Genomic DNA, 19,358 nt, shown 5'->3' on the forward strand with positions numbered 1-19,358 from the left:
TCATTAGGTTGATTAGAATATAACAGATTTTTTTATGTTTTTCAATAATTATTTAATGTTTATTATTAAATAATGATCATCGGCAATATGTTATTCTGAATTATAAAGATGATAATGGCATGCAAAAAAAGATCTTGACAACGTCTATGAAGACGAATCAAGATCTTAAAAGTTTATAGTGATGCGGTCAAGAGGACTCGAACCTCCACGATATTGCTACCACTGGCACCTGAAGCCAGCGCGTCTGCCAATTCCGCCATGACCGCATATTTAGTTGACTTGCTTGCGCAGTCACAAGATAGATCTTACCATGCCTGAATGATGGAGTCAAGTTTATTTTATTGCAAATTGCTATCCATAAATTGCAAGTAAAATATTGCTTTTATTTGCGGATTCGGTGTATAATGAGAACAAAGGTTCGCATACTATAAATGAGGTGATTTATAATGGCGATTACCAAGAGACACCCCCTAACTACACCAACCATCCCTGAGAATATAACCAAAGATGAATTGTCCCTGGTCCGAAGCTATCTGCTGCTGACGTTTATTCATAAAGTATTTGAACGGGACTGCCGCGCCATCGGCAAGAGTGGTCTGTTCAAGACTCCCCAGCTCTACATGGAGCTGGTATCCAGTGCTACCAAGAAGACATCCCTGATGCTGCAGGAGGTTACCCGCGAGCTTACCTCCCATCAGCTGAAGATCAATACCGTCCGCCAGGATCAGCGCGGAGTTACCGCCGAGTATAACTGCCGGGGCTATGTCGGCGAGATCCATATTCTATGGCCCGGCTTCCGTAATGAAATGATGCAGCGCATGCGTGCCTACCTCGGACTGGGTGCCGAGCTGGCCTCGGTCCTCCCCCGGGAGGAACAAGCCGAACAGTTGGCGATGTCCATCTGAGCCGCATCTTGTAATGGATTGTATTACTGACATAAGAGCCTCGTCCTATTCTGGACGAGGCTCTTGGTGCGGGTGCAGATCAATATATGATACGTTGACGGGGAGTGGTTTGATTAGACTTTGTCGTCTGGAACACAGGCACAGGTAGCTCCACGCGAGCAATTGTAATCGGTTTTTCGATTACATTTGAACCAGGTACCTTCGCACGAGCAATTGTAATCGGTTTTTCGATTACATTTGGACCAGGTAGCTCCACGCGAGCAATTGTAATCGGTTTTTCGATTACATTTGGAGCAGGTAGCTTCGCGTGAGCAATTGTAATCGGTTTTTCGATTACATTTGGAGCAGGTAGCTTCGCGTGAGCAATTGTAATCGGTTTTTCGATTACATTTGGACCAGGTACCTTCGCGCGAGCAATTGTAATCGGTTTTTCGATTACATTTGGAGCAGGTACCTTCGCACGAGCGATTGTAATCGGTTTTTCGATTACATTTGGATCAGGTAGCTCCACGCGAGTAATTATAATCGGTTTTTCGACTATATTTGGACCAGGTAGCTCCACGCGAGCAATTGTAATTGGTTTTTCGCATACATTTGGCTCAGGTGCCTTCGTGTGAGCTATTGTGTTCGGTTTTTGTGACGCCTAACCTTACTTTAGAACCTTCTCCAGCTGCTTCGATCCTGCCTCCGGGAACAGCCTGGCCGTATGCTCCACGATCCGCTCCCTGGATGTCTCAGGCTGAACGCTGTACTGCGAAGTCACCCAGTCTGCTCCGAATACATGCTCGCTCACGGCATAACGCCCGATTCCCCAGCCGTAGGGACGGCCATGCTTGTCCTGCTTATACTCGAATTTGCTGGCTGTAATGTAGGTCTGCATCTGGAGCAGCGTCATGGCTGTGTCGAAGCCTTTCGCACCTTTGGCTGCGAAGCCCGCCAGCTGCTTAAGCTCGTTGGACAGCAGCCCCGCCTCATGCTCCAGCAGCACATCCATGATTCGTTTGCTGGCCATGGAGGCCAGTCCGTCATCATATCTGGCATCGAAATCATAACCGTCCCGGCGGTAATTGGCGAAGTCCGGGTACCATTCTCTGCTGATGAACCCGGCCTTCTTGTTAAAAAGCTTGGCATAAGCGATCTCGCCCCCGGCCGCAATCTCCTCGCGCCATTCCCACGGCCCGATGACATCCTTCACGAACCAGTAGCCCGCAGGCGTGCATTCCTCCAGAGAGAAGCCTGCGATCTCACAGCGGAACAAGGGCAGATAACCGATCTCCCGCACCAGCGCAGCCAGTTCCCCGGCGTTCTTAATAACCGGCAGCTTCATGATTGCCCTCCAGGGTGGTAGGTCCAGCCCTCGTCTCCGTGGTAAATCATCTGCTTGCCCATCCCGCCATCGATTGTCATATTCTCGCCCGTTATGAATCCCGCAGACTCACTGCACAGGAACAGCACCATGCCTGCGATATCCGCCGGAGTTCCTACCCGTCCCGCAGGATGCTGCAGCCGATCCGGCTCTGTATGAACCGGCTCCGCCGATTCCTCTGTACCGTGATAAGCGGTGGTATCAATCCAACCCGGGCTGATTGCATTAACCCGCACTTTACCGCTAAGACTTACACTAAGGGCATGAGTCAATGCACCGATCCCGCCTTTGGCTGCAGTATAGCTCTCGGTATCCGGCTGTGACATCCGCTCCCGGCTGGAGGAGATATTCACAATAGAGGCTCCTTGGGTAAAATGCGGCTTAAGCCGCAGCGTCAGATAATAAGGCGCTGTCACTCCGATCCGCTGCACATACTCGAAATCCTCATAGCTGCATTCTGATTGCAGCCCTTTACGGCTGATACAGGCATTGTTAATCAGGTAATCCACCTGTCCGTAGCGGCTGATTACCTGTGCGGTGAAATCGTCCAGCACGGACTGCTCCGCAATGTCTCCCTGATAAAAGAACAGCCGCTCTCTTCCATACTTGGCCTCCAGCCAGCGTCCGGCGGCAAGATCTGTGTCGATGCAGGCAACCACTGCTCCAGCCTTCAGTAATTCCTGGGTGATGCAGCGTCCAATTCCGTTTGCGCCTCCTGTGACAATTGATATTTTATGAAGATGGCTCATGGTTCCCTCCTAATCCGCTTACTCCGCAGTATCGGTCTTTGGTCTTGGCTCACTGAACGGCTGATACAGATAGCCCCGATCCAGCTTAACCACCCGCTTATTAGGTCGGCGGATCATCACCTGGGACTCATCCCAGGCCAGCACGATCCCCCTCACATCATTACTCTCCAGCCCGTCCCGCACAACGCGTATCTTTTCCCCGGAGATCCGGTAAGCATCCAATTGTTCATCACTGATCATAGTCTTCTTCTCTCCTCTCTGTGCTTAGCTTGTCCAATTTCACCCTGTATCCGGTCATGAAAAAGACCCAAATGAGAATCATCCGGGTCTAGTTACGTTCAAAGCAATCTGTATATCTTACGAAGTTCCTATATCAGCGCTTCATTCTTCTCAAACCAGAAGTCAAGAACTTTAGCGGACATCACACGTTGTTCCAGATATTCGACCTGATGCTCTGTGAATGTCTGTCTCCAGCCATACGACAGCTCTTCACACAAACTTGTGATTGTCAAAAGCTCCGACCAAGCAACATAACGTTTGTACCAGAAAAACTGAGGATGTTCGATCATATAGGGGTACAAATCGTCGAACTCCGTGTGTTTGCAATCCAGCGCACGTTCGAAGTGATCCTTAGCCTCGGTTAGTTTATCAATAAAAAATTGCTCTGTCACCGGTTCATTCCCCATTGTGACGCCTCCTCTCTCATGTCTAATTTTTATTATAAAGGAAAACTTATAGGGTGAAAAGCAGATGTTTAAAAAATAGGCTGAGATCCTGTTATTGTCACTTCAGCCTTATCCAAAAACAATCGTCCCGTCATTAAGAGAGGTGATATCAACAAGAGACTCCAGACGGATTCCCTGTTCCCGGATCGTGCGGGCGCCGGCCTGGAAGCTTTTTTCGACCACTACGCCAAGGCCCACCAGCTCGGCTCCTGAACGCTGGATAATCTTGATCAAGCCGCGCGCCGCGTCGCCGTTGGCGATAATATCATCGATGAAGAGGATTTTGTCATCCTCCGAGATGAACTGGCGGGACAGCATAATGTCCGTAACAATCCCTTTGGTAAAAGATGGAACCCGTTCGCACAGAGCATCGGGATCAGCCAGCAGCGTTTTTTTGCGCCGGGCAAACACCAGCGGTACCTTCATCTCATAAGCGGTGGCAAATGCCACGGCAATCCCCGAGGATTCCACAGTCACTACGCGAGTAACTCCAGCCTCAGCAAATCTGCGGGCAAATTCCCGTCCCATTTCCATCGTCAGCATCGGATCGACCTGGTGGTTAAGCAGTCCGTCCAGCTTCAGCACCTGATCCGAGACGACTACGCCTTCCTCCAATATCCGCTGTTTCAATACTTCCATCATTGTAAACCTCCATTACCCTTAATAAAAATATAAGAATTTATTTGTTGCAGACGTTCCACCGAAATCGCACCTGTTCGTCCAGGCGGAAGTCATGTCCCTCTGTTCCTCATCATAACCTGTACTATGCGGACTACACAAGGCTATATCCTTGCAGGCCCCGCGATTGTAAACTTCGCAGCATTCATAAGGAGGCTAAGCATGAAGTCACATGTCCGCACATTACAGATCGCTTTCACTTATATTGGCACCATTGTCGGCGCCGGATTTGCTACCGGCCAGGAAATCCTCCGTTTTTTCACCAGATACGGCCACTGGGCGCTGCTGACGATTCTATTCTCTGCCGCTCTCTTTATCTGGCTGGGCACCAAAATGATGATCATCGCCCGGAAAATCTCTGCGGACTCGTATGAGGATTTCAACCGCCACCTGTTCGGCGCCAAGGCCGGGACCATCATCAGCCTGTTCACCATGATTATTCTGATCGGGGTGAACAGCATCATGCTGGCAGGCGCCGGGGCGATCTTCAAGGAGCATCTCAGCCTCCCCTATCAGGCGGGGCTGCTTCTGACGATCCTCGGATCTTACTTGCTGCTGAAGCGCGGCATATCCGGAATTCTGCAGATCAACAGCCTGGTCGTGCCCCTGATGCTTACTTTGTCGCTGATCCTTGTCTGTAATACGCTGGGCGTTCCGGGAGCCGACCGCTTCCTCTTCCTGCCCACGGATCACAGCAGCATCAATGCCTGGATCTCTCCGCTGCTCTATACTTCGTTCAACCTTGGCATGGCCCAGGCAGTGCTGGTTCCGCTGGCCCGTCATACGGATGACGAACGTGCGCTGGTGCGCGGCGGGATTCTGGGCGGAGCGGGCATCGGGTTCATGCTGCTGGCGGCCCATTTTGCCATGAGCTCGCAGATGCCGGGTATCCTGCAGTTCGAGATTCCGATGGGAAGCATCGCCATCCGGCTGGGTCCGGTGGTGCAGATGGTCTTCTTGCTGCTGATCTTCATGGAAATCTTCAGCACCTTCGTCGCCGGTATCTACGGGGTAAGCGTACAGCTCCAGCAGCGGCTCCCGGTCGCCCCTGCACTTGTCGCCCCGCTGCTGATGCTGATCTGCTATGTGTTCAGCCAATTCGGCTTCAGCTCGCTGCTGGGCATCTTCTACCCGATCTTCGGCGCGCTGTGTCTGATATGGGTGGTCATGCTTGTGCGCTCCCCTATGTCTCCGCCGCCGGGGCAGGGCAAGCCGCCCGCAGGAGGAGCGGGCGGCAAGAAGCAGGGAATCACAATTGTCAGCATCAAGCCTGCGATCCGTCCTACACGGAAATAATGGCTGCGGCAGGAATGATGCCCGCCACGGCTTCAGCGACATGGCGGTGGCAGGTCATCATGACGATCTGCCGGGAAGCCGACAGCTCGCCAAGCAGAGCCAGGGCTGCGTGAAGCCGGTGTTCATCGAAGTTCACGAACAGATCATCGAAGAACAGCGGCAGATTCACCTTGCTGCTCATCGTTTCTGCCAGGGCCAGCCGGATTGCCAGATACAGCTGCTCCGCAGTTCCCCGGCTGAGCAGCCCGCTGTCCAGCAGTCCGGCATCCTTATGTTCAGCCTTCAGCTCTTTATGCCCCAGCGTCATCACGATCCGGCGGTATTCCCCGTGCGTGAGCTTCGCGAAATACACGGAGGCCAGCTGCAGCACCTGCGGCTGCTTCTCCTGCTCATAGATCCGGCGTGTCCGGCCCATCAGCTCGGCCGCCAGCGCCGTTACCGCATATTGCCCGGCCAGATTACGCAGTGCCGCCCGCTGTTCCTCCAGCTGCTGGAGCGCAGTATCTTCCTTGCCGCGCTTCGTCAATGCTTCCCGTTCCTGCAGCAGCTTGCCGCGCTGCTCAAGCAGTGCGCTGCGTTCCTCTTCAAGCTCGGCCGCCGCTTCTTCCGCGGCCTGACGCTCCTGCGCAAGCCGCCCGGCGTCCAGATGCGTGAGCAGACTCAGCAGCTCTGCCCGGCCTTCGTCATCCCATCCGCTGAACATCGCCAGCTCCGCTTGACGCACGGACCGCGTAACCTCTATCCGCCTCAGCCACGCCGAGGAACGGCGCAGGAACTGCTCGCCGTCCTCAGCACCGCCTTCCTCCAGCAGCTTCGAGCAGCGCAGGTTCAATTCCGCCTGCTCCCTGTGATTCGCTGCCAGCTCCTCCCGGACTTCAGCCAGCCGCGCCTCCACACTCTCTCTGCGCAGCAGCTCCGCCTTCAGCTGATCCCACTCCCGCTTCCGCAGCTCCAGCCAGGTTAATAGGGCGGCTGGTGTGGGGTGGCGGGGAGCAGTTGGAGTTGGGGCTGTGTATTGGGCAGCAGGGTTGGTTGCGGGTAGTCGGTGCTGCTCAGTAAGCGGAGAAGCCGGTAGCGATTGCTGATCAGCTATAAAGGGAATAGAATCTATCCGTCCGGTACCGGCAGCTGCAAGCAGCTTCAGCCCTTCCTGTTCATAGAGCGCACATTCCGCCGCCAGGCCGCTAAGCCGCGCAGACCATTTGGCCTCCTGGCGCAGCAGCTCATGGCCCTGCTCTGCCAGGGCGAAAATATCCGGCAGGCCGTCCGGGGACAGCCCTTCGGGGAGTCTCCGCTGACGCAGCCATTCTTCGTAGCGCGCCGCCAGCTCTGTGAAGCGGGCCTCCGCTTCCTCCAGCTCGCCGGTCAGCACCTGCTCCTGTCCGCTCAGCCGCTCAAGCTCCGTCCGGCAGGCCTCGGCCTCAGCCGCCTGCCGGTCTACGCGCTGGCGCCAGGTGCCCCAGGCCTCCATCAGCCGGCGCAGCTCGCGCATCCCGGCCTCCAGCCCGCCTGCGTCAGGGCTGGACGCCTTGCTGCTCTCCCGCTCCGCACCGGAGAGCAGCTGCCCGCGCAGCCGCAGCATCTCCGCTGCGGCCTTGCCTGCCGCCCCGCCGCCCTGCTCCGGCGGGGAAACCGCCGCCCCCGCTGCGCGCAGGGCGGCCCAGAGCCACAGGTCCGCTGCGGCCAGCAGGCCGAGCGCGGACCATACGCTGACCGGCGGTGCGCCGGTCAGCCACAGCGCAGGCGGCAGCAGCAGCGTAAGCGCTGCGCCCGCCTGCAGGAAGCGCCGGTAGCGTGCCGCCCGGCGCCCGTTCACGCCGGGGCGGCTGCCCCCGGCGGGGCCCTGGCGGCGCGGAGCTGACGCGCCGCCCTCCGGGCCGAGCTGCGCTTCGCGCCAGCGCTCGGCGGCCTGCTGCAGCTCGTCCCAGAGCTGCACCAGTTCACGCGGGCTGCGCGCAGCTAGGCCCGCGAAGTCCGCTGCGCCGCTGGCGTGCTCCTGCGCCAGCAGGCGCTCAGCCGCCTGCAGCGCAGCAGCGGCGGCGGCCTTGCGGGCGCGGAGGCTCAGCAGCTCCGCGCCCCGGGCCTCCATTTGCCGGTCATACCCGGCAAAGGAGCCGGCATAACGCCGCGCGGCCTCCCGGTCCGCGGCGGCCGGGGTGAAGCCCGCAAGCGCTGCGGTGTCCCAGCCTGCGCCAATGCTGCGCAGCAGGCGTTCCAGCTGCTCCCGCAGAGCCGTCAGCTCCGCGGCAAGCCGCTGCTGCTCCGCCCGCTTGTCCTCATAGCTGCTGCGGCTGCGGTCCAGCGCTTCGAGCGCAGGCCCCTGCTCCGCAAGCAGAGGGTCGGGCGGATTCGCCGCCAGCTCTGCGGTAAGCTCCGCCGTCAGCCGTTCCAGCCGGAACGCTGCGCCCTGCAGGCTGCGCAGATCGGCTGTAAGTGATCTCCAGCGTTCCGCCCCGTTATCCGGGAACGATGCAATCACGGGAAGCTCCTCCAGCTCCAGCCGGCCTTCGCTCCATTTCAGCCACAGCTCCCGGATGTCCTGTGCCTTGCGCAGCTTCATCAGCCTTGCACCTGCGAGCTCGCGGTCCAGCTTCATCTGCTCCAGCTGCTGCTCCGCAGCTTCCAGAGCCAGAGTATTCCCGTTATATCTCGGCAGATAAGAGCGGCTCTCCGCTACCTCCTGCTCCAGCTTCCCGATAGACTGCAGAATCCTGGCCGCCTCCTGAACCTTGCCGCGCGGCTTGTAGAGCTTCTCGGCCTCCTGAACCAGACGCTTCTCTGCCCGCATGATCTCCCCGCCGCCGCCCATCCCGGCATGGAACAGGTAGCTGCTCATTTCCCCGGACTGCAAGGTCCCCAGCTCCTGCAGCTCGTCAAGCGAGACAGCGAACAGCTGGCGGAACATACTCCGGGAGATGCCGCCAAGCAGACGCCGCTCCAGCTCCGCCTGATTCAGCTCCTCCGTGCGGCCATCCGGATGGCTGATTGCTATCTGCAGCTTCTCTGCTCTGCCCGGCCCCGCGCCGCCGGATGCATACCGGCGGATAGTCCATAATGCGCCGGACTCATCCCTTGCTTCCAGCACCCCGCCGTGCGTCCCCCCTTGCAGCGGCTCGTACCGTTCAGCCGGATTTCCCCGGCCGGGGATGCCATACAGCATGGCACGGATGAACTGCAGGGTCGTGCTTTTACCAGCCTCGTTGCGTCCGAACAGAACCGTGACCCCTTCATTCAGTCCGATCTCCCGCTGAGCCAGCCTTCCGTAGCCGCCTATCCGCAGTAAGTCAATCTTCATTCCTCTACCTCCCGGCCTTGCTGTCCATCCCCATCTCCTGTATCCCCGGCTGCGGCCTTACTCATCACCCATTTGTCAGGATCCTTCGGCGTCCTGTCCGCCACCAGTCCAGATCCTTCCATGAATGCTTCACTGCTCTCAGCAGACCGGTCCTTGCCTTCTTCCGCAGCATTCAGCTGCGCCCCGCCGGACTCGTCCAGTCCGCTCAGCAGTGTGATGCCCAGCTCCGCTGCACCTCTAAGCCATTCCTGTTTCTCCTCGGGGCCTACGGATAATAGCAGCCTGCGCAGCTCCTGATTCTCCATCATCGGTCTCAGCGCAGTAGCGACCAGCTCGTCCAATTCTGCGGCATTCCCGCCACTGTGTTCGGCAAGCCGCAGCATTTCACCCAGGAAGCTGTCCTCCAGAAGCAAGTGCTCACGGTCAATCGCAAGTCCCGTTTCAATGGAGAAGCCTTCCGTCCAGACCAAGCCTGCATATTCCTTGCGCACCGCACGCATAGCCTCACGCCGCTGCAGCTCGGTGAGCAGGTCATCCGCCGCTCCCTTCTCCGCCAGCACCTTATGTATATCGCCCCGCCCCGTCAGGCGGAACCTGACCACAGACATCATCTGCGGGGTCTCGCTGCGGATATCCTCCACTGCATTCTCTACAGCGAGGGTCCACTCGGCCTCGTCAGTGAGCCCATCAATAGAGAGCTCGCGGACCTGCCAGCGCACACTGTCCAGTTCATGGAAATCCAGCCGGACTCCCCCCTCTGCACTGACATCAACTGTATAACAGCCCTTTGGCCCGGTCTCCTTAATGCTTCTCCCTTGAATATTGCCCGGATAGACGATAGGCGGATGCTCATGCAGAATACTCCGCTTATGAATATGCCCGAGCGCCCAATAGTCATAGCCCCTGCCGATCAGATCCTTCCGGCTGCACGGGGAGTACGTCTCATGCTGGAGATCCCCGTCCACATTGCCATGCAGCAGGGCGATATGGAACAGGCTGCTGCCCGGCTGGCGGCTGAAGCGCAGAGCTGTATTCTCTGTCACTTTGGAGGTCGGGTAGGAGATGCCGCTAACCACAGCTACCTCCCGTCCGTCTTCCCTGCGGCGGGCGGTCACGTGCTCCGGCTCACTTCCGCCGAATACCGTAACATGGGCAGGCGGTGCCGAACTAAGGCGCGGGCCGTCCAGCGGATCATGGTTACCGTGGATCAGGAACACCTGAATCCCGTGGCGTCCAAGTTCCTCCAGGGCCTCCCGGAACCGGAGCTGCCCCTGAAGCGAAGCATCTGAGACATCGTAGACGTCGCCGCTAATGACTACGAAATCTACCTTTTGCAGGATGGCTACGCCAACAAGCCGCCCGAGGGCGGCGAAGGTGGACTCTCGGAGATAGGAGCGGATATCCTGCGGGAGATGGGACAGACCGGCGAACCGGCTGTCCAGATGCAGATCCGCAGCATGCAGGAAACGAAAAGGAATCATAGCCTCACCCCTTCATTCCCGGCTGGAACTGCAGATAGGTTTTCTTCAGCTCATTGGCTACACGGGTCAGGGAGTAGAGGCTCTTTGCTTTATCCCAGGCCGAACGCGACAGCTCATAGCGGTAGCCGGGGTCCGTGATTACTTTTTCCAGGGCATCCGCCAGTCCCAGCTCATCATCCGGATTCACCAGCAGCCCGTTCACCCCGTCCTCAATCTGCTCGGGAATACCGCCCACATTCGTCCCGACCAGCGCCAGACAGCTCAGCGCAGCCTCGGCAAACACCGAACCGAACGCCTCCGCCCGCGAAGGCAATACGAAGATATCGAAGAACGGCATGAATTCCTCAGGATGCAGCGTATAGCCGTAAAAAATAGTCTCATTATAGATGCCCAGCTTCTGCGCAAGCTGCTCCAGCTCCGCCCGGCTCGGTCCGTCCCCGATGATATGCAGCACATATTCATGCCCCCGCTTCTTCAGCTCGGCACAGGCCTTGAACAGAATATCGATGCCTTTGGCCGGTACGAGACGGGTAACCGTGACCAGCTGCGGAATGTCATTCTCATGCGGGACAGGCTTGAACCGCTTCTCATCAAATCCATTGGGAATGACTCCAATGCTGTCAGGCTGGTCAATATAGGGAGTCACATAATCGGCAAAAGCACGCGAAACCGTCATCAGCCGGTCACTCACCTGCTCCAGCTCCCGGTAAATCGCGACCAGGAACTGATGCTCAAGCCCCCCCTCGCGGATCAGCCCGTTCAGAATCAATTCACGCTCATAGCTGGAATGCAGCGTCTGAATCAAGGGAACATCAGGATAAATTCTCTTCATCGCCAGCCCGGCAATCGGATGATGGGCATGGATCAGATCATATTTTTTGCTCATGCGCAGCTTGGTCCACCAAATGTAATCCCGGTAGGTCTGAATGTATTTTTGCACAACCGGACTTTCGCCGTACACTGTCCAGTCGAAGGTCTCGAAGACGATGTCTTCGCGTCCCTTGCCCCGGATGCGCTTGGGCAGCCAGAACAAATCCATCTCCCAGCGGCTGGACCGGAAGCGTTCCTGGAGATAAGGAATCATAGAAGATACACCACCGGGCTGCTCCGGCGGGAAGAATAGCGCTTGCAGCAAGTTCATATAGGTACATCTCCCTTTACAATTGCCCTATTTACGGTGAAGCCCGGCAATTATGATATAGTTGTGTATATGTACAATTACAATTTCGGGTACTGCTGCAGGTATAGGTACGCTAAGGTTCCATATCTTAATTTTATCGGTATCCACCAGAAACAGCAACTAAGATGACAGCTTTACTTATCTTGAACTTGGACTAGAGGAGAGTGATTTATGAATGAAGAACGACTGCCTGCCGCTTACACCGCCAATATTAGAGAGATGCTGGGGGATTCGGCGGACGCTTTTCTGAAGAGCTATCTGGCTGCGCGGACCCAGGGTCTGCGGTTCAATACTTTAAAAAGCAGTACACCTTCCGGCCGCACCGCAGCGGAGCAGGCAATCCCGCAATTCGGCCTGTCACAGGTAACATGGTGTCCGTCAGGCTTCTATTACGAAGACCCCGCTCGCCCGGGGAGACATCCGTATCATACCGCCGGACTATATTATATTCAGGAGCCCTCCGCAATGTCCGCAGCCGAGCTGCTGAAGCCGCTTCCCGGAGAGATCGTTCTCGACCTCGCGGCCGCTCCCGGCGGCAAAACCACCCATATCGCCGCACTGATGCAAGGGGAAGGGCTGCTCATCTCCAATGAAATTCACCCGGAGCGGGCCAAAATCCTGGCCGAAAACGTCGAGCGGCTCGGTATAAGCAACACGCTGGTTACCTCCGCAGCCCCTGGTGATCTCTCCAAAAGATTCCCTGAGGTGTTCGACCGCATTATGCTGGACGCGCCTTGCTCCGGTGAAGGAATGTTCCGCAAAGACCCTGCGGCGATAGACGAATGGTCCCCGAAGCATGTGGAGATCTGTGTAGCCAGACAGTGGGATATTCTGCAGGATGCGTATCTGATGCTGAAGCCTGGCGGCCATATGGTCTATTCGACCTGTACCTTCAACCGCCAGGAGAATGAGGAGACGATGGAGCGCTTCATGCAGACCTATCCCGATATGGAGCTGATCGTTACGAAGCGGCTGTGGCCGCATCTGGAGCGGGGCGAAGGGCATTTCGTGGCCCTGCTGCACAAGGCGGCTTCAGCAGACCCGGCGGATTCTGCTCCGCGCAAGAGCCGGGGCAAACGCAGCGAACGCGGCAATAATGGTCCGAAGACAAGTGCCACGCTCAGAGAGTCCTATCAACAGTTCATGAGCTGGGCGGCGGCAGAGCTGCCCGGATTCGCCGATCGCGGCATTCCGCTTCTCTTCGGCGAATCCCTGTATCTGCTGCCTGAGGCATTCAATGAGCGGCTGCACACCGGGGTACTGGACGGGCTCAAGGTGCCGCGTGCCGGACTGCATATTGCCCATCTTAAGAAAAACCGGATCGAGCCTGCCCACGCTCTGGCTATGGCACTCCGGGTGGATCAGGCGGCGCGCAGCTATGATATGCCTGCGGACGGCACGGAGATCCAGGCCTGGCTGCGCGGCGAGAGTCTGCCGGTTCCGCCGAGCCTGCATGGCTGGACGCTGGTAACCGTAGACGGCTTGCCCGTAGGCTGGGGCAAAGCCAGCTCCGGCCAGCTCAAGAATCATTTGCCCAAGGGTCTGCGGATTCTAAAAGCCCATCTTGACGAGGTTTAGGCAGTTGACCAGTTCATGAAGCCTCCCTACGCATATGATGTCATTATCCCATGGAGGTCCGCCGGACTTAAGGCGGCAAGTGGGAACAGACATGAATCAAGGGAGGAATCAGACATGGGTGCAGGTGTAGGCTTCACTTCGACCGGTGCGATCTTGGTACTCTTCATATTGCTCGTAATCATTTCCCGTTCGTTGTTCGTCTAATTCCGCTGTAAGCAGCACAGCACACGGACCTCAAGCAGCCCGCCCCCTTTATGGGGGCAGGCTGCTTTTTCCGTTACTCGCATCATCAAGACAAACAATATTTCACCAGCGCATCGCGCACGCCGTTGTCATTATTGGTGCCGGTGATCACATTTGCGGCTGCTTTGACCTCTACCGGAGAGTTATCCATCGCCACGCCCAGACCGGCATAAGTCAGCATGGAGATATCATTATAATAGTTGCCGATCGACAGCACCTGCTCTTGCGGAATGCCAAGCTCAGCTGCCAGATGCTTCAGGGCATTGCCTTTGGAGGATTCCGGGTGCATGAGATCAACGAAGAACTCTCCGCTGCGCAGAATATTGTATTGCTCTCCCCAAGTAGCCCACTCCCGCTGCGCTTCATCCAGAATATCGGACTGCGTGAACACAGTGAATTTCACAATCGGTTCGCGGAACTCCTCCCAGGCTGGAAGAGATGCAGGCATAATGCGGAAATGCTCATACATAAAGTGGGCTTCCTTCGTCAGGTTCTCCACATTGTCCACATACATCTCAAACGCAGTGTTTACATCAAAATGGATATCACGCTCGCGGCAATAGGCGATATACGGGTCCAGCCCTCTGGCGTCCAGTCCATACTGGTGCAGCACCTTACGGTCCTTGACACTCACTGTAGCCGCTCCGTTATGGCCCAGCACATACCCCGACAAGCCCATCTCCTCCATAAAAGGAATCGAATTCTGCGGACTGCGCCCTGTGCAGAGTACAATCTGCCCGCCCTGACGCGTGACCTCGGCAACCGCCGCTTTGTTCTCTTCACTGAGCTGATGATCATCATTCAGCAGTGTTCCGTCTACATCCAGTGCAATCAGTTTGTATTTCATACCCCATCATCCTATCTCTGTATAGTATACCTTTATTCCGCAGCCCCGCCGCCGCGCAGCAGCTCCAGCTCACGGGCTGTGAGCTCCCGGCAGGCTCCCTCGGGCAGCGTCTCGTCGAGCTTCAGTTCGCCCATCGACACCCGCTTCAGGAACACTACCTTCTTCCCGACAGCTACGAACATCCGCTTCACCTGATGGAATTTGCCCTCCGTAATGGTGAGTGAGATATACGACAGGACGCGGCTGCCCCGCTCTCTGCTTAGAATGCTAAGCTGCGCGGGCAGGGTCACATAACCATCCTCAAGCGTAACACCCTCGGCAAAAGCAGCCACATCCGCCGCATCGACCTCACCCTCGACGGTGGCCTCGTAGGTTTTGGGGACATGCTTGCGCGGGGACAGCAGCTCATGTGCCAGCTTCCCGTCATTCGTGAGCAGCAGCAGACCCACGGTATCCTTATCCAGCCGCCCGACCGGGAACGGCTCGAACAGCGCATGCTCCTGCTTCAGCAGATCCAGAACCGTGCGGTCCCGTTTATCCTCAGTGGCGGACAATACGCCCGGCGGTTTATTCATCATCAGATAGATGAATTCCCGGTAGAGGACCGGCTCTCCGCCCACCTCTATGCGGTCCTGCTGCGGGTCTACATGGAACCCGCTGTCTTTGACGACAGCTCCATTTACTGTGATCAGGCCCTGCTTGGCCTGCTTACGGATATCGCTGCGCGAGCCGATCCCCATGTGGGACAGCACCTTGTCAAGCCGCTGCTTCTTGTTCGCAGTTCCTCCTGTAGCCATACTCTAAGTCCACCTCCAGCCTGCGGGATATTCGTTCTTCAGTAGTCCGTCCTGCCATTTGCCCCAGCCTGCGCTGAAGCCGTCGATGCAGACGAGGGTATAGCCTTTGTATGCATGTCCTTCCTTAATCGACAAGCGCTCTGCGGGGATCGACAGGGTCTCCCCCTTCAGGTAGGACACTGCTTCCCCGCTGGCGCTGGATAGCGATACGAAGCGGCTGCATTCCTCAGGACGCAGTGCTGTAGCGAGCGGATGACCGGGAACGAATCTGCCGCTCTTGATCTGCCCCACATACCAGCCCGGCCGAACCGTCTTCAGACCGTCCAGCGCTTCACGCGGCAACGGGGAGATATATAGATGATCGCCGAACCATATGGCATGTCCGGGCGGCTGTGTCCCCAGCAGCTCTTGAATAAAGTCCGCATAGACCGCGAGCGCTATCGCTTCCCCGCCAGTTCGCTGTGACTGCGGACCTGGACCCGTTCCGGCTCTACCAGAGCCGGAGCCGTGTCCAGATCCGCGTCCTCCCTTGCCGCCCCGGCCGTGATCTGCCCTGCCGGGAACTGCCTTACTGTGAAAGTCTGTTTTCGCAGCTTTGCTCCGGGGCGCGGCAGACAGACTTCTCTCTCTCTTATCATTTCGTGCTTTTGCGTTCTCTAAAGTATCTGTCACCGCAGCTCCATTCTCTGCTGCCCCGTTCTCAATTGCCTCTCTCGCAGGTCCGCCACTTCCGTCATGGCGCAGTACCGCCATGAAATGCCCTTCCCCCTTGACCTTATGCGGCCACAGCCGCGCCGCACCCGGCAATGGGCCGAGTCCGGCAGCGAACGGGCCGGTTCCGCCTACGGGAACCAGCGAGAACTGCGGATGCCCGGACAGGAATCCGGCAATCATCTCCTCGTTCTCCTCCAGAGCGAACGTGCAGGTGGAATACACCATAGTACCGCCGGGCTTCAGCGCTGAAGCTGCGGCCCGCAGAATCTCCTGCTGCATCTCCGCGTATTTGTCCGGTGTCCCCGGCTCCCATTGCTTGACCATATCCTCGTCCTTGCGGAACATGCCCTCTCCCGAACAGGGAGCATCAATTAGAATCCGGTCGAAGAACCCGGGGAACGCTCCCGCAATCCGCTCAGGGCTTTCGTTAAGTACAATGCCGTTGCGTACCCCGTACAGCTCCAGATTCTTGGCGAGCGCCTTCGTCCGTTCAGGATGCAGGTCATTGCTGACCAGCAGTCCTTCGCCTTGCAGCTTGGCGGCAATCTGGGTAGACTTTCCGCCCGGGGCTGCGCACAGATCAAGCACACGGTCCCCCGGCTGAACATCCAGCAGTTCAACCGGGGCCATGGCACTCGGCTCCTGAATATAGTACAGCCCGGCATGATAATAGGGGTGTTTGCCGGGTCTGGCTCCCTCACCGGTATAGAAGCCCGAAGGGCACCAGGGAATCGGCTCCAGGGTGAAGGGGGAACGCTCCCGCAGCCCGTCCACCGTTATTTTCAGTGTATTGACACGGATTCCCCCGTAGGGTGACTGCTGATAGGTATCTGTAAATTGCTCATATTCCGGTCCCAGCAGCTCTTTCATACGCTCTGCGAAAGCTCCGGGCAGTTGTGCCGTCATGATGCCTTCCTCCCGCTCAAATAATCAGGAACACCCCTGCGGGTGCTCCTGTTCTAACTTACTATGGTCAAGCGCCATCCGGCCTGTTCCTCGGTCTGTCCGGCTGCTGCGGCCCGCGCCGCTGGGGCACCACAGGCTGAATGGACTCAGCCGCCAGCCTGACCTCTTCCTCCAGCACGGGATCTACGATGCGGATGGTGAGATCATAATAATCAAAGGGCTGATCTTCGTAAGCTTCCAGACGGGCAACATACGCTCCCGCTTCCCGGACCAGCTTCGCCAGATCAATACCTAGCGTCACCGCCGGATATCTGCCCAGTACTTCATGTGACTGCTTCAGCAAAATCAGGCCGCCGCGCACATTGGCATTACGGAAATGGTACAGCCCGACTGCCACCTGCAGCAGAGCCTTGTATAACGGATCACGCTGCTTTTCCAGCCATAATTCCTCAAGCACCTCATGACATTCGAAATAATCCCTGTCCCGGTTGAAGTAGATGAGGTAGGCCAGATACAGCGGCTCATAAGCCATCCGGCTCGCTGCCCTTCTTGGCATTCGAGAGCAGCTCGCGCACATGGTCCAGCAGTTCCTTCATCGCATCCATATCCTGAGCCTGCCAGATCGCATTGAACCGTTCCTGGCTCTCAATCGCTTCATTCACAAGATGATAGAAATACAGCTGATGAATAGCCTTCAGCAGTTGTGTCGTCATGTTCGAGTTCTCCTCGAAGGTCTTCTGGGCCTCCAGAATCTCTTCCCGGATGCTCGACATCTCGCTGTCCAGAATGGAAGCCGCTTCTGCTGCCGTCTTCAGGCGCACCCGCATTTCATCGGGCAGGCTCTCCCGGTATTTATAATTCAGCGAATGCTCAATGGTTGCCCAGAAGTTCATCGCCAGTGTACGGATTTGAATTTCAGCCAGTACAATCTTTTGACCCAGCGCAGTCTGTACCGGATAGCGGATGATCATATGGAAGCTGCGGTAGCCGCTTTCCTTATAATTGGTAATGTAGTCCTTCTCATATAGGACTTCAAGATCCTTGCGGGCGCGGATGTATTCCGCCACTCTGCGGATATCCTCGACGAACTGGCACATAATGCGAATGCCGGCGATATCCTCGATGCCCGTTTCCAGATCCTCCATTTTTACGTTTAACCGTTTGGCCTTCTCAAGTATGCTAGACAGCCGTTTCACACGGCCGGTAACGAATTCAATCGGAGTGTATTCTTCCCTTTTCTTGAGTTCAGAGCGCATCGTCTTGAATTTAACCTTCAATTCCTCCACCGTTTGTTCATAAGGAAGCAGAAAAGTTCCCCAGTCCCTGACGTCCATCGCCTTGTCCTCCTGTCCATTCATCCTTCAGTGATGATCAGCGCCTACCGCATCAAGGAGCCTCTCGAAGCCGTCCCGCCGCAGCAGCTGCCGTAGTCCGGCATGCACTCTGCGGTTAACCTCCGGCCCTTCATAGATGAGTGCTGTATAAATTTCGACCAGACTGGCGCCTGCCCGTATCTTATCGTAAGCATCCTGGGCTGTAAAAATCCCGCCCGACCCGATAATCGGCAGCTTGCCGCCCGTCTGGCTATAGATTCTGCGGATAATCTCTGTAGAACGTTCGCGCAGCGGCTGGCCGCTCAGCCCGCCCGTCTCACCGGCTTTGTCGCTCTGCAGCCCTTCACGGGAGAGGGTCGTATTAGTGGCAATGATACCGTCCATTCCGGCTTCCGTGATGGTATGTACCATATATTCCAGCTCAGCGTCACTGACATCGGGAGCAATCTTGACCAGCAGCCCCTTCGCGGCGCCCGTCTTCGCCCGCTGCAGCTTCATCTCTTCCTTAACCTCGCTAAGCAGGTTCGAGAGCTCGCTGCCATGCTGAAGACTCCGAAGATCCGGGGTATTCGGCGAGCTGATATTGACCACAAAAAAATCACCGTACGGATACAGCGTACGGATACACTTGCGGTAATCCTCATGTGCCAATTCATTCGGGGTAGCCTTGTTGCGTCCGATATTGACCGCCACCGGAATTCTGCGCTTCTTCAGCTTCTTGAGGCGTTCAGCCATGGCCTCCGCGCCTTCATTATTGAAGCCCATCCGGTTAATGAGCGCCTTGTCAGGCAGCAGCCGGAACAGCCGGGGACTGTCATTGCCGGGCTGGCCTACCGGAGTTACCGTGCCTACCTCCATAAATCCGAAGCCGATCGAAGAGAACCCTCCTACCGCTTCTGCATTCTTATCCAGTCCTGCCGCTAAGCCCACAGGGGTCGGGAAATGTACCCCGAACAGATCCACTGCAAGGTCAGCGGTCTCAGGAACCCCATACATGAGGCGCATGGCCGCGCTCCCGCCGGGAACCAGATCTGCTTTATTCAGTCCGCCGATGACGAGATGATGCGCCGTCTCCGGGTCCATTTTAAAGAAAATTGGTTTACCAAAATGTCGATACAGCACCGTTCTCGCTCCTTCAAGGGAACCACAATTGACATAACGACTCCCGTATCTATAGGTTTCTTCTTAATTTTATCCGTTTCCGGGGGAAAAGAAAAGTTTTTTGCCGCAGCGATTGTCCCTGCCCTGCCGCACTTCCTTCACG

At 56.8% G+C, this 19,358-nt stretch carries 18 protein-coding genes and 1 tRNA gene; 4 read left to right on the forward strand and 15 right to left on the reverse strand.

What is annotated here, in order from left to right; all coding sequences use genetic code 11:
• Positions 1-182: 182 nt before the first annotated feature.
• Positions 183-266, reverse strand: a tRNA-Leu gene (locus tag NSS64_RS17195).
• Positions 267-446: 180 nt separating this feature from the next.
• Between NSS64_RS17195 and NSS64_RS17200 the strand changes: the two genes are divergently transcribed.
• On the forward strand, positions 447-905 hold the full coding sequence (locus tag NSS64_RS17200; protein WP_340992245.1) for a hypothetical protein: 459 nt from the start codon (positions 447-449) through the stop codon (positions 903-905).
• A gap of 649 nt (positions 906-1,554) precedes the next feature.
• Here NSS64_RS17200 and NSS64_RS17205 read toward each other — a convergent pair.
• The 5 genes from NSS64_RS17205 to NSS64_RS17225 form a co-directional block, all read right to left on the reverse strand.
• Entirely contained in the window at positions 1,555-2,232 is a 678-nt protein-coding gene (locus tag NSS64_RS17205; RefSeq protein ID WP_341140927.1) for an AlkZ-related protein, read from the reverse strand.
• Positions 2,229-3,020 (reverse strand): SDR family oxidoreductase, encoded by a 792-nt coding sequence (locus NSS64_RS17210; protein WP_341140928.1) that lies wholly within the window; start codon positions 3,018-3,020, stop codon positions 2,229-2,231. Before NSS64_RS17210 ends, NSS64_RS17205 begins: the two co-directional genes overlap by 4 nt.
• Positions 3,021-3,038: 18 nt before the next feature.
• A complete protein-coding gene (locus NSS64_RS17215; protein ID WP_340941894.1) occupies positions 3,039-3,260 on the reverse strand; it encodes a hypothetical protein in 222 nt (73 codons plus the stop codon).
• Positions 3,261-3,388: 128 nt separating this feature from the next.
• Positions 3,389-3,706, reverse strand: coding sequence for a hypothetical protein (locus NSS64_RS17220; RefSeq protein WP_340941896.1), 318 nt, complete (start codon positions 3,704-3,706; stop codon positions 3,389-3,391).
• Positions 3,707-3,814: 108 nt separating this feature from the next.
• Positions 3,815-4,384 (reverse strand): xanthine phosphoribosyltransferase, encoded by a 570-nt coding sequence (locus NSS64_RS17225; RefSeq protein ID WP_340941897.1) that lies wholly within the window; start codon positions 4,382-4,384, stop codon positions 3,815-3,817.
• Positions 4,385-4,585: 201 nt separating this feature from the next.
• Between NSS64_RS17225 and NSS64_RS17230 the strand changes: the two genes are divergently transcribed.
• The gene (locus NSS64_RS17230; protein ID WP_341140929.1) at positions 4,586-5,719 is read left to right on the forward strand and encodes a YkvI family membrane protein; all 1,134 of its coding nucleotides are present in this window, start codon (positions 4,586-4,588) and stop codon (positions 5,717-5,719) included.
• Here NSS64_RS17230 and NSS64_RS17235 read toward each other — a convergent pair.
• From NSS64_RS17235 to NSS64_RS17245, 3 genes are read right to left on the reverse strand one after another with little or no spacing between them, the layout of a single operon-like run.
• Complete coding sequence (locus tag NSS64_RS17235) at positions 5,706-9,014, reverse strand: AAA family ATPase (RefSeq protein WP_341140930.1); 3,309 nt, start codon at positions 9,012-9,014, stop codon at positions 5,706-5,708. The two genes, NSS64_RS17230 and NSS64_RS17235, sit on opposite strands and share 14 nt — an antisense overlap.
• Entirely contained in the window at positions 9,011-10,495 is a 1,485-nt protein-coding gene (locus NSS64_RS17240; protein ID WP_341140931.1) for a metallophosphoesterase family protein, read from the reverse strand. Before NSS64_RS17240 ends, NSS64_RS17235 begins: the two co-directional genes overlap by 4 nt.
• 4 nt (positions 10,496-10,499) lie before the next feature.
• A complete protein-coding gene (locus NSS64_RS17245; RefSeq protein WP_076078456.1) occupies positions 10,500-11,636 on the reverse strand; it encodes a glycosyltransferase family 4 protein in 1,137 nt (378 codons plus the stop codon).
• A 210-nt stretch (positions 11,637-11,846) separates the two neighbouring features.
• Between NSS64_RS17245 and NSS64_RS17250 the strand changes: the two genes are divergently transcribed.
• Both NSS64_RS17250 and NSS64_RS17255 read left to right on the forward strand, forming a co-directional pair.
• Positions 11,847-13,253, forward strand: a complete 1,407-nt coding sequence (locus NSS64_RS17250; RefSeq protein WP_341140932.1) for an RsmB/NOP family class I SAM-dependent RNA methyltransferase — start codon at positions 11,847-11,849, stop codon at positions 13,251-13,253.
• A 114-nt stretch (positions 13,254-13,367) separates the two neighbouring features.
• Complete coding sequence (locus NSS64_RS17255) at positions 13,368-13,457, forward strand: sporulation protein YjcZ (protein ID WP_143803672.1); 90 nt, start codon at positions 13,368-13,370, stop codon at positions 13,455-13,457.
• 85 nt (positions 13,458-13,542) lie between these two features.
• Here NSS64_RS17255 and NSS64_RS17260 read toward each other — a convergent pair whose 3' ends face one another.
• The 6 genes from NSS64_RS17260 to NSS64_RS17285 all read right to left on the reverse strand — a co-directional run bounded on the left by NSS64_RS17260 (position 13,543) and on the right by NSS64_RS17285 (position 19,216).
• On the reverse strand, positions 13,543-14,343 hold the full coding sequence (locus NSS64_RS17260) for a Cof-type HAD-IIB family hydrolase (protein ID WP_341140933.1): 801 nt from the start codon (positions 14,341-14,343) through the stop codon (positions 13,543-13,545).
• 32 nt (positions 14,344-14,375) lie between these two features.
• Positions 14,376-15,140 (reverse strand): pseudouridine synthase, encoded by a 765-nt coding sequence (locus NSS64_RS17265; RefSeq protein WP_341140934.1) that lies wholly within the window; start codon positions 15,138-15,140, stop codon positions 14,376-14,378.
• A 3-nt stretch (positions 15,141-15,143) separates the two neighbouring features.
• Positions 15,144-16,760, reverse strand: a complete 1,617-nt coding sequence (locus NSS64_RS17270; protein WP_341140935.1) for an RsmB/NOP family class I SAM-dependent RNA methyltransferase — start codon at positions 16,758-16,760, stop codon at positions 15,144-15,146.
• Positions 16,761-16,827: 67 nt separating this feature from the next.
• Positions 16,828-17,292 carry a DUF309 domain-containing protein gene (locus NSS64_RS17275; RefSeq protein ID WP_341140936.1) on the reverse strand — a complete coding sequence of 155 codons (465 nt, stop codon included), beginning with the start codon at positions 17,290-17,292 and terminating at the stop codon, positions 16,828-16,830.
• Positions 17,282-18,094 carry a GTP pyrophosphokinase gene (locus NSS64_RS17280; RefSeq protein ID WP_036725183.1) on the reverse strand — a complete coding sequence of 271 codons (813 nt, stop codon included), beginning with the start codon at positions 18,092-18,094 and terminating at the stop codon, positions 17,282-17,284. Before NSS64_RS17280 ends, NSS64_RS17275 begins: the two co-directional genes overlap by 11 nt.
• A gap of 27 nt (positions 18,095-18,121) precedes the next feature.
• A complete protein-coding gene (locus tag NSS64_RS17285; RefSeq protein ID WP_341140937.1) occupies positions 18,122-19,216 on the reverse strand; it encodes a quinone-dependent dihydroorotate dehydrogenase in 1,095 nt (364 codons plus the stop codon).
• Positions 19,217-19,358: the final 142 nt, after the last annotated feature.

Source organism: Paenibacillus sp. FSL H8-0122, from assembly GCF_038005345.1.
In the GTDB taxonomy this organism is placed as follows: domain Bacteria; phylum Bacillota; class Bacilli; order Paenibacillales; family Paenibacillaceae; genus Paenibacillus_AQ.

Coding starts and splice junctions, on each gene's coding strand:
- NSS64_RS17200 (WP_340992245.1), top strand. CDS start 447: ATGGCGATTACCAAGAGACACCCCCTAACTACACCAACCATCCCTGAG.
- NSS64_RS17205 (WP_341140927.1), bottom strand. CDS start 2,232: ATGAAGCTGCCGGTTATTAAGAACGCCGGGGAACTGGCTGCGCTGGTG.
- NSS64_RS17210 (WP_341140928.1), bottom strand. CDS start 3,020: ATGAGCCATCTTCATAAAATATCAATTGTCACAGGAGGCGCAAACGGA.
- NSS64_RS17215 (WP_340941894.1), bottom strand. CDS start 3,260: ATGATCAGTGATGAACAATTGGATGCTTACCGGATCTCCGGGGAAAAG.
- NSS64_RS17220 (WP_340941896.1), bottom strand. CDS start 3,706: ATGGGGAATGAACCGGTGACAGAGCAATTTTTTATTGATAAACTAACC.
- NSS64_RS17225 (WP_340941897.1), bottom strand. CDS start 4,384: ATGGAAGTATTGAAACAGCGGATATTGGAGGAAGGCGTAGTCGTCTCG.
- NSS64_RS17230 (WP_341140929.1), top strand. CDS start 4,586: ATGAAGTCACATGTCCGCACATTACAGATCGCTTTCACTTATATTGGC.
- NSS64_RS17235 (WP_341140930.1), bottom strand. CDS start 9,014: ATGAAGATTGACTTACTGCGGATAGGCGGCTACGGAAGGCTGGCTCAG.
- NSS64_RS17240 (WP_341140931.1), bottom strand. CDS start 10,495: ATGATTCCTTTTCGTTTCCTGCATGCTGCGGATCTGCATCTGGACAGC.
- NSS64_RS17245 (WP_076078456.1), bottom strand. CDS start 11,636: ATGAACTTGCTGCAAGCGCTATTCTTCCCGCCGGAGCAGCCCGGTGGT.
- NSS64_RS17250 (WP_341140932.1), top strand. CDS start 11,847: ATGAATGAAGAACGACTGCCTGCCGCTTACACCGCCAATATTAGAGAG.
- NSS64_RS17255 (WP_143803672.1), top strand. CDS start 13,368: ATGGGTGCAGGTGTAGGCTTCACTTCGACCGGTGCGATCTTGGTACTC.
- NSS64_RS17260 (WP_341140933.1), bottom strand. CDS start 14,343: ATGAAATACAAACTGATTGCACTGGATGTAGACGGAACACTGCTGAAT.
- NSS64_RS17265 (WP_341140934.1), bottom strand. CDS start 15,140: ATGGCTACAGGAGGAACTGCGAACAAGAAGCAGCGGCTTGACAAGGTG.
- NSS64_RS17270 (WP_341140935.1), bottom strand. CDS start 16,760: ATGACGGCACAACTGCCCGGAGCTTTCGCAGAGCGTATGAAAGAGCTG.
- NSS64_RS17275 (WP_341140936.1), bottom strand. CDS start 17,292: ATGGCTTATGAGCCGCTGTATCTGGCCTACCTCATCTACTTCAACCGG.
- NSS64_RS17280 (WP_036725183.1), bottom strand. CDS start 18,094: ATGGACGTCAGGGACTGGGGAACTTTTCTGCTTCCTTATGAACAAACG.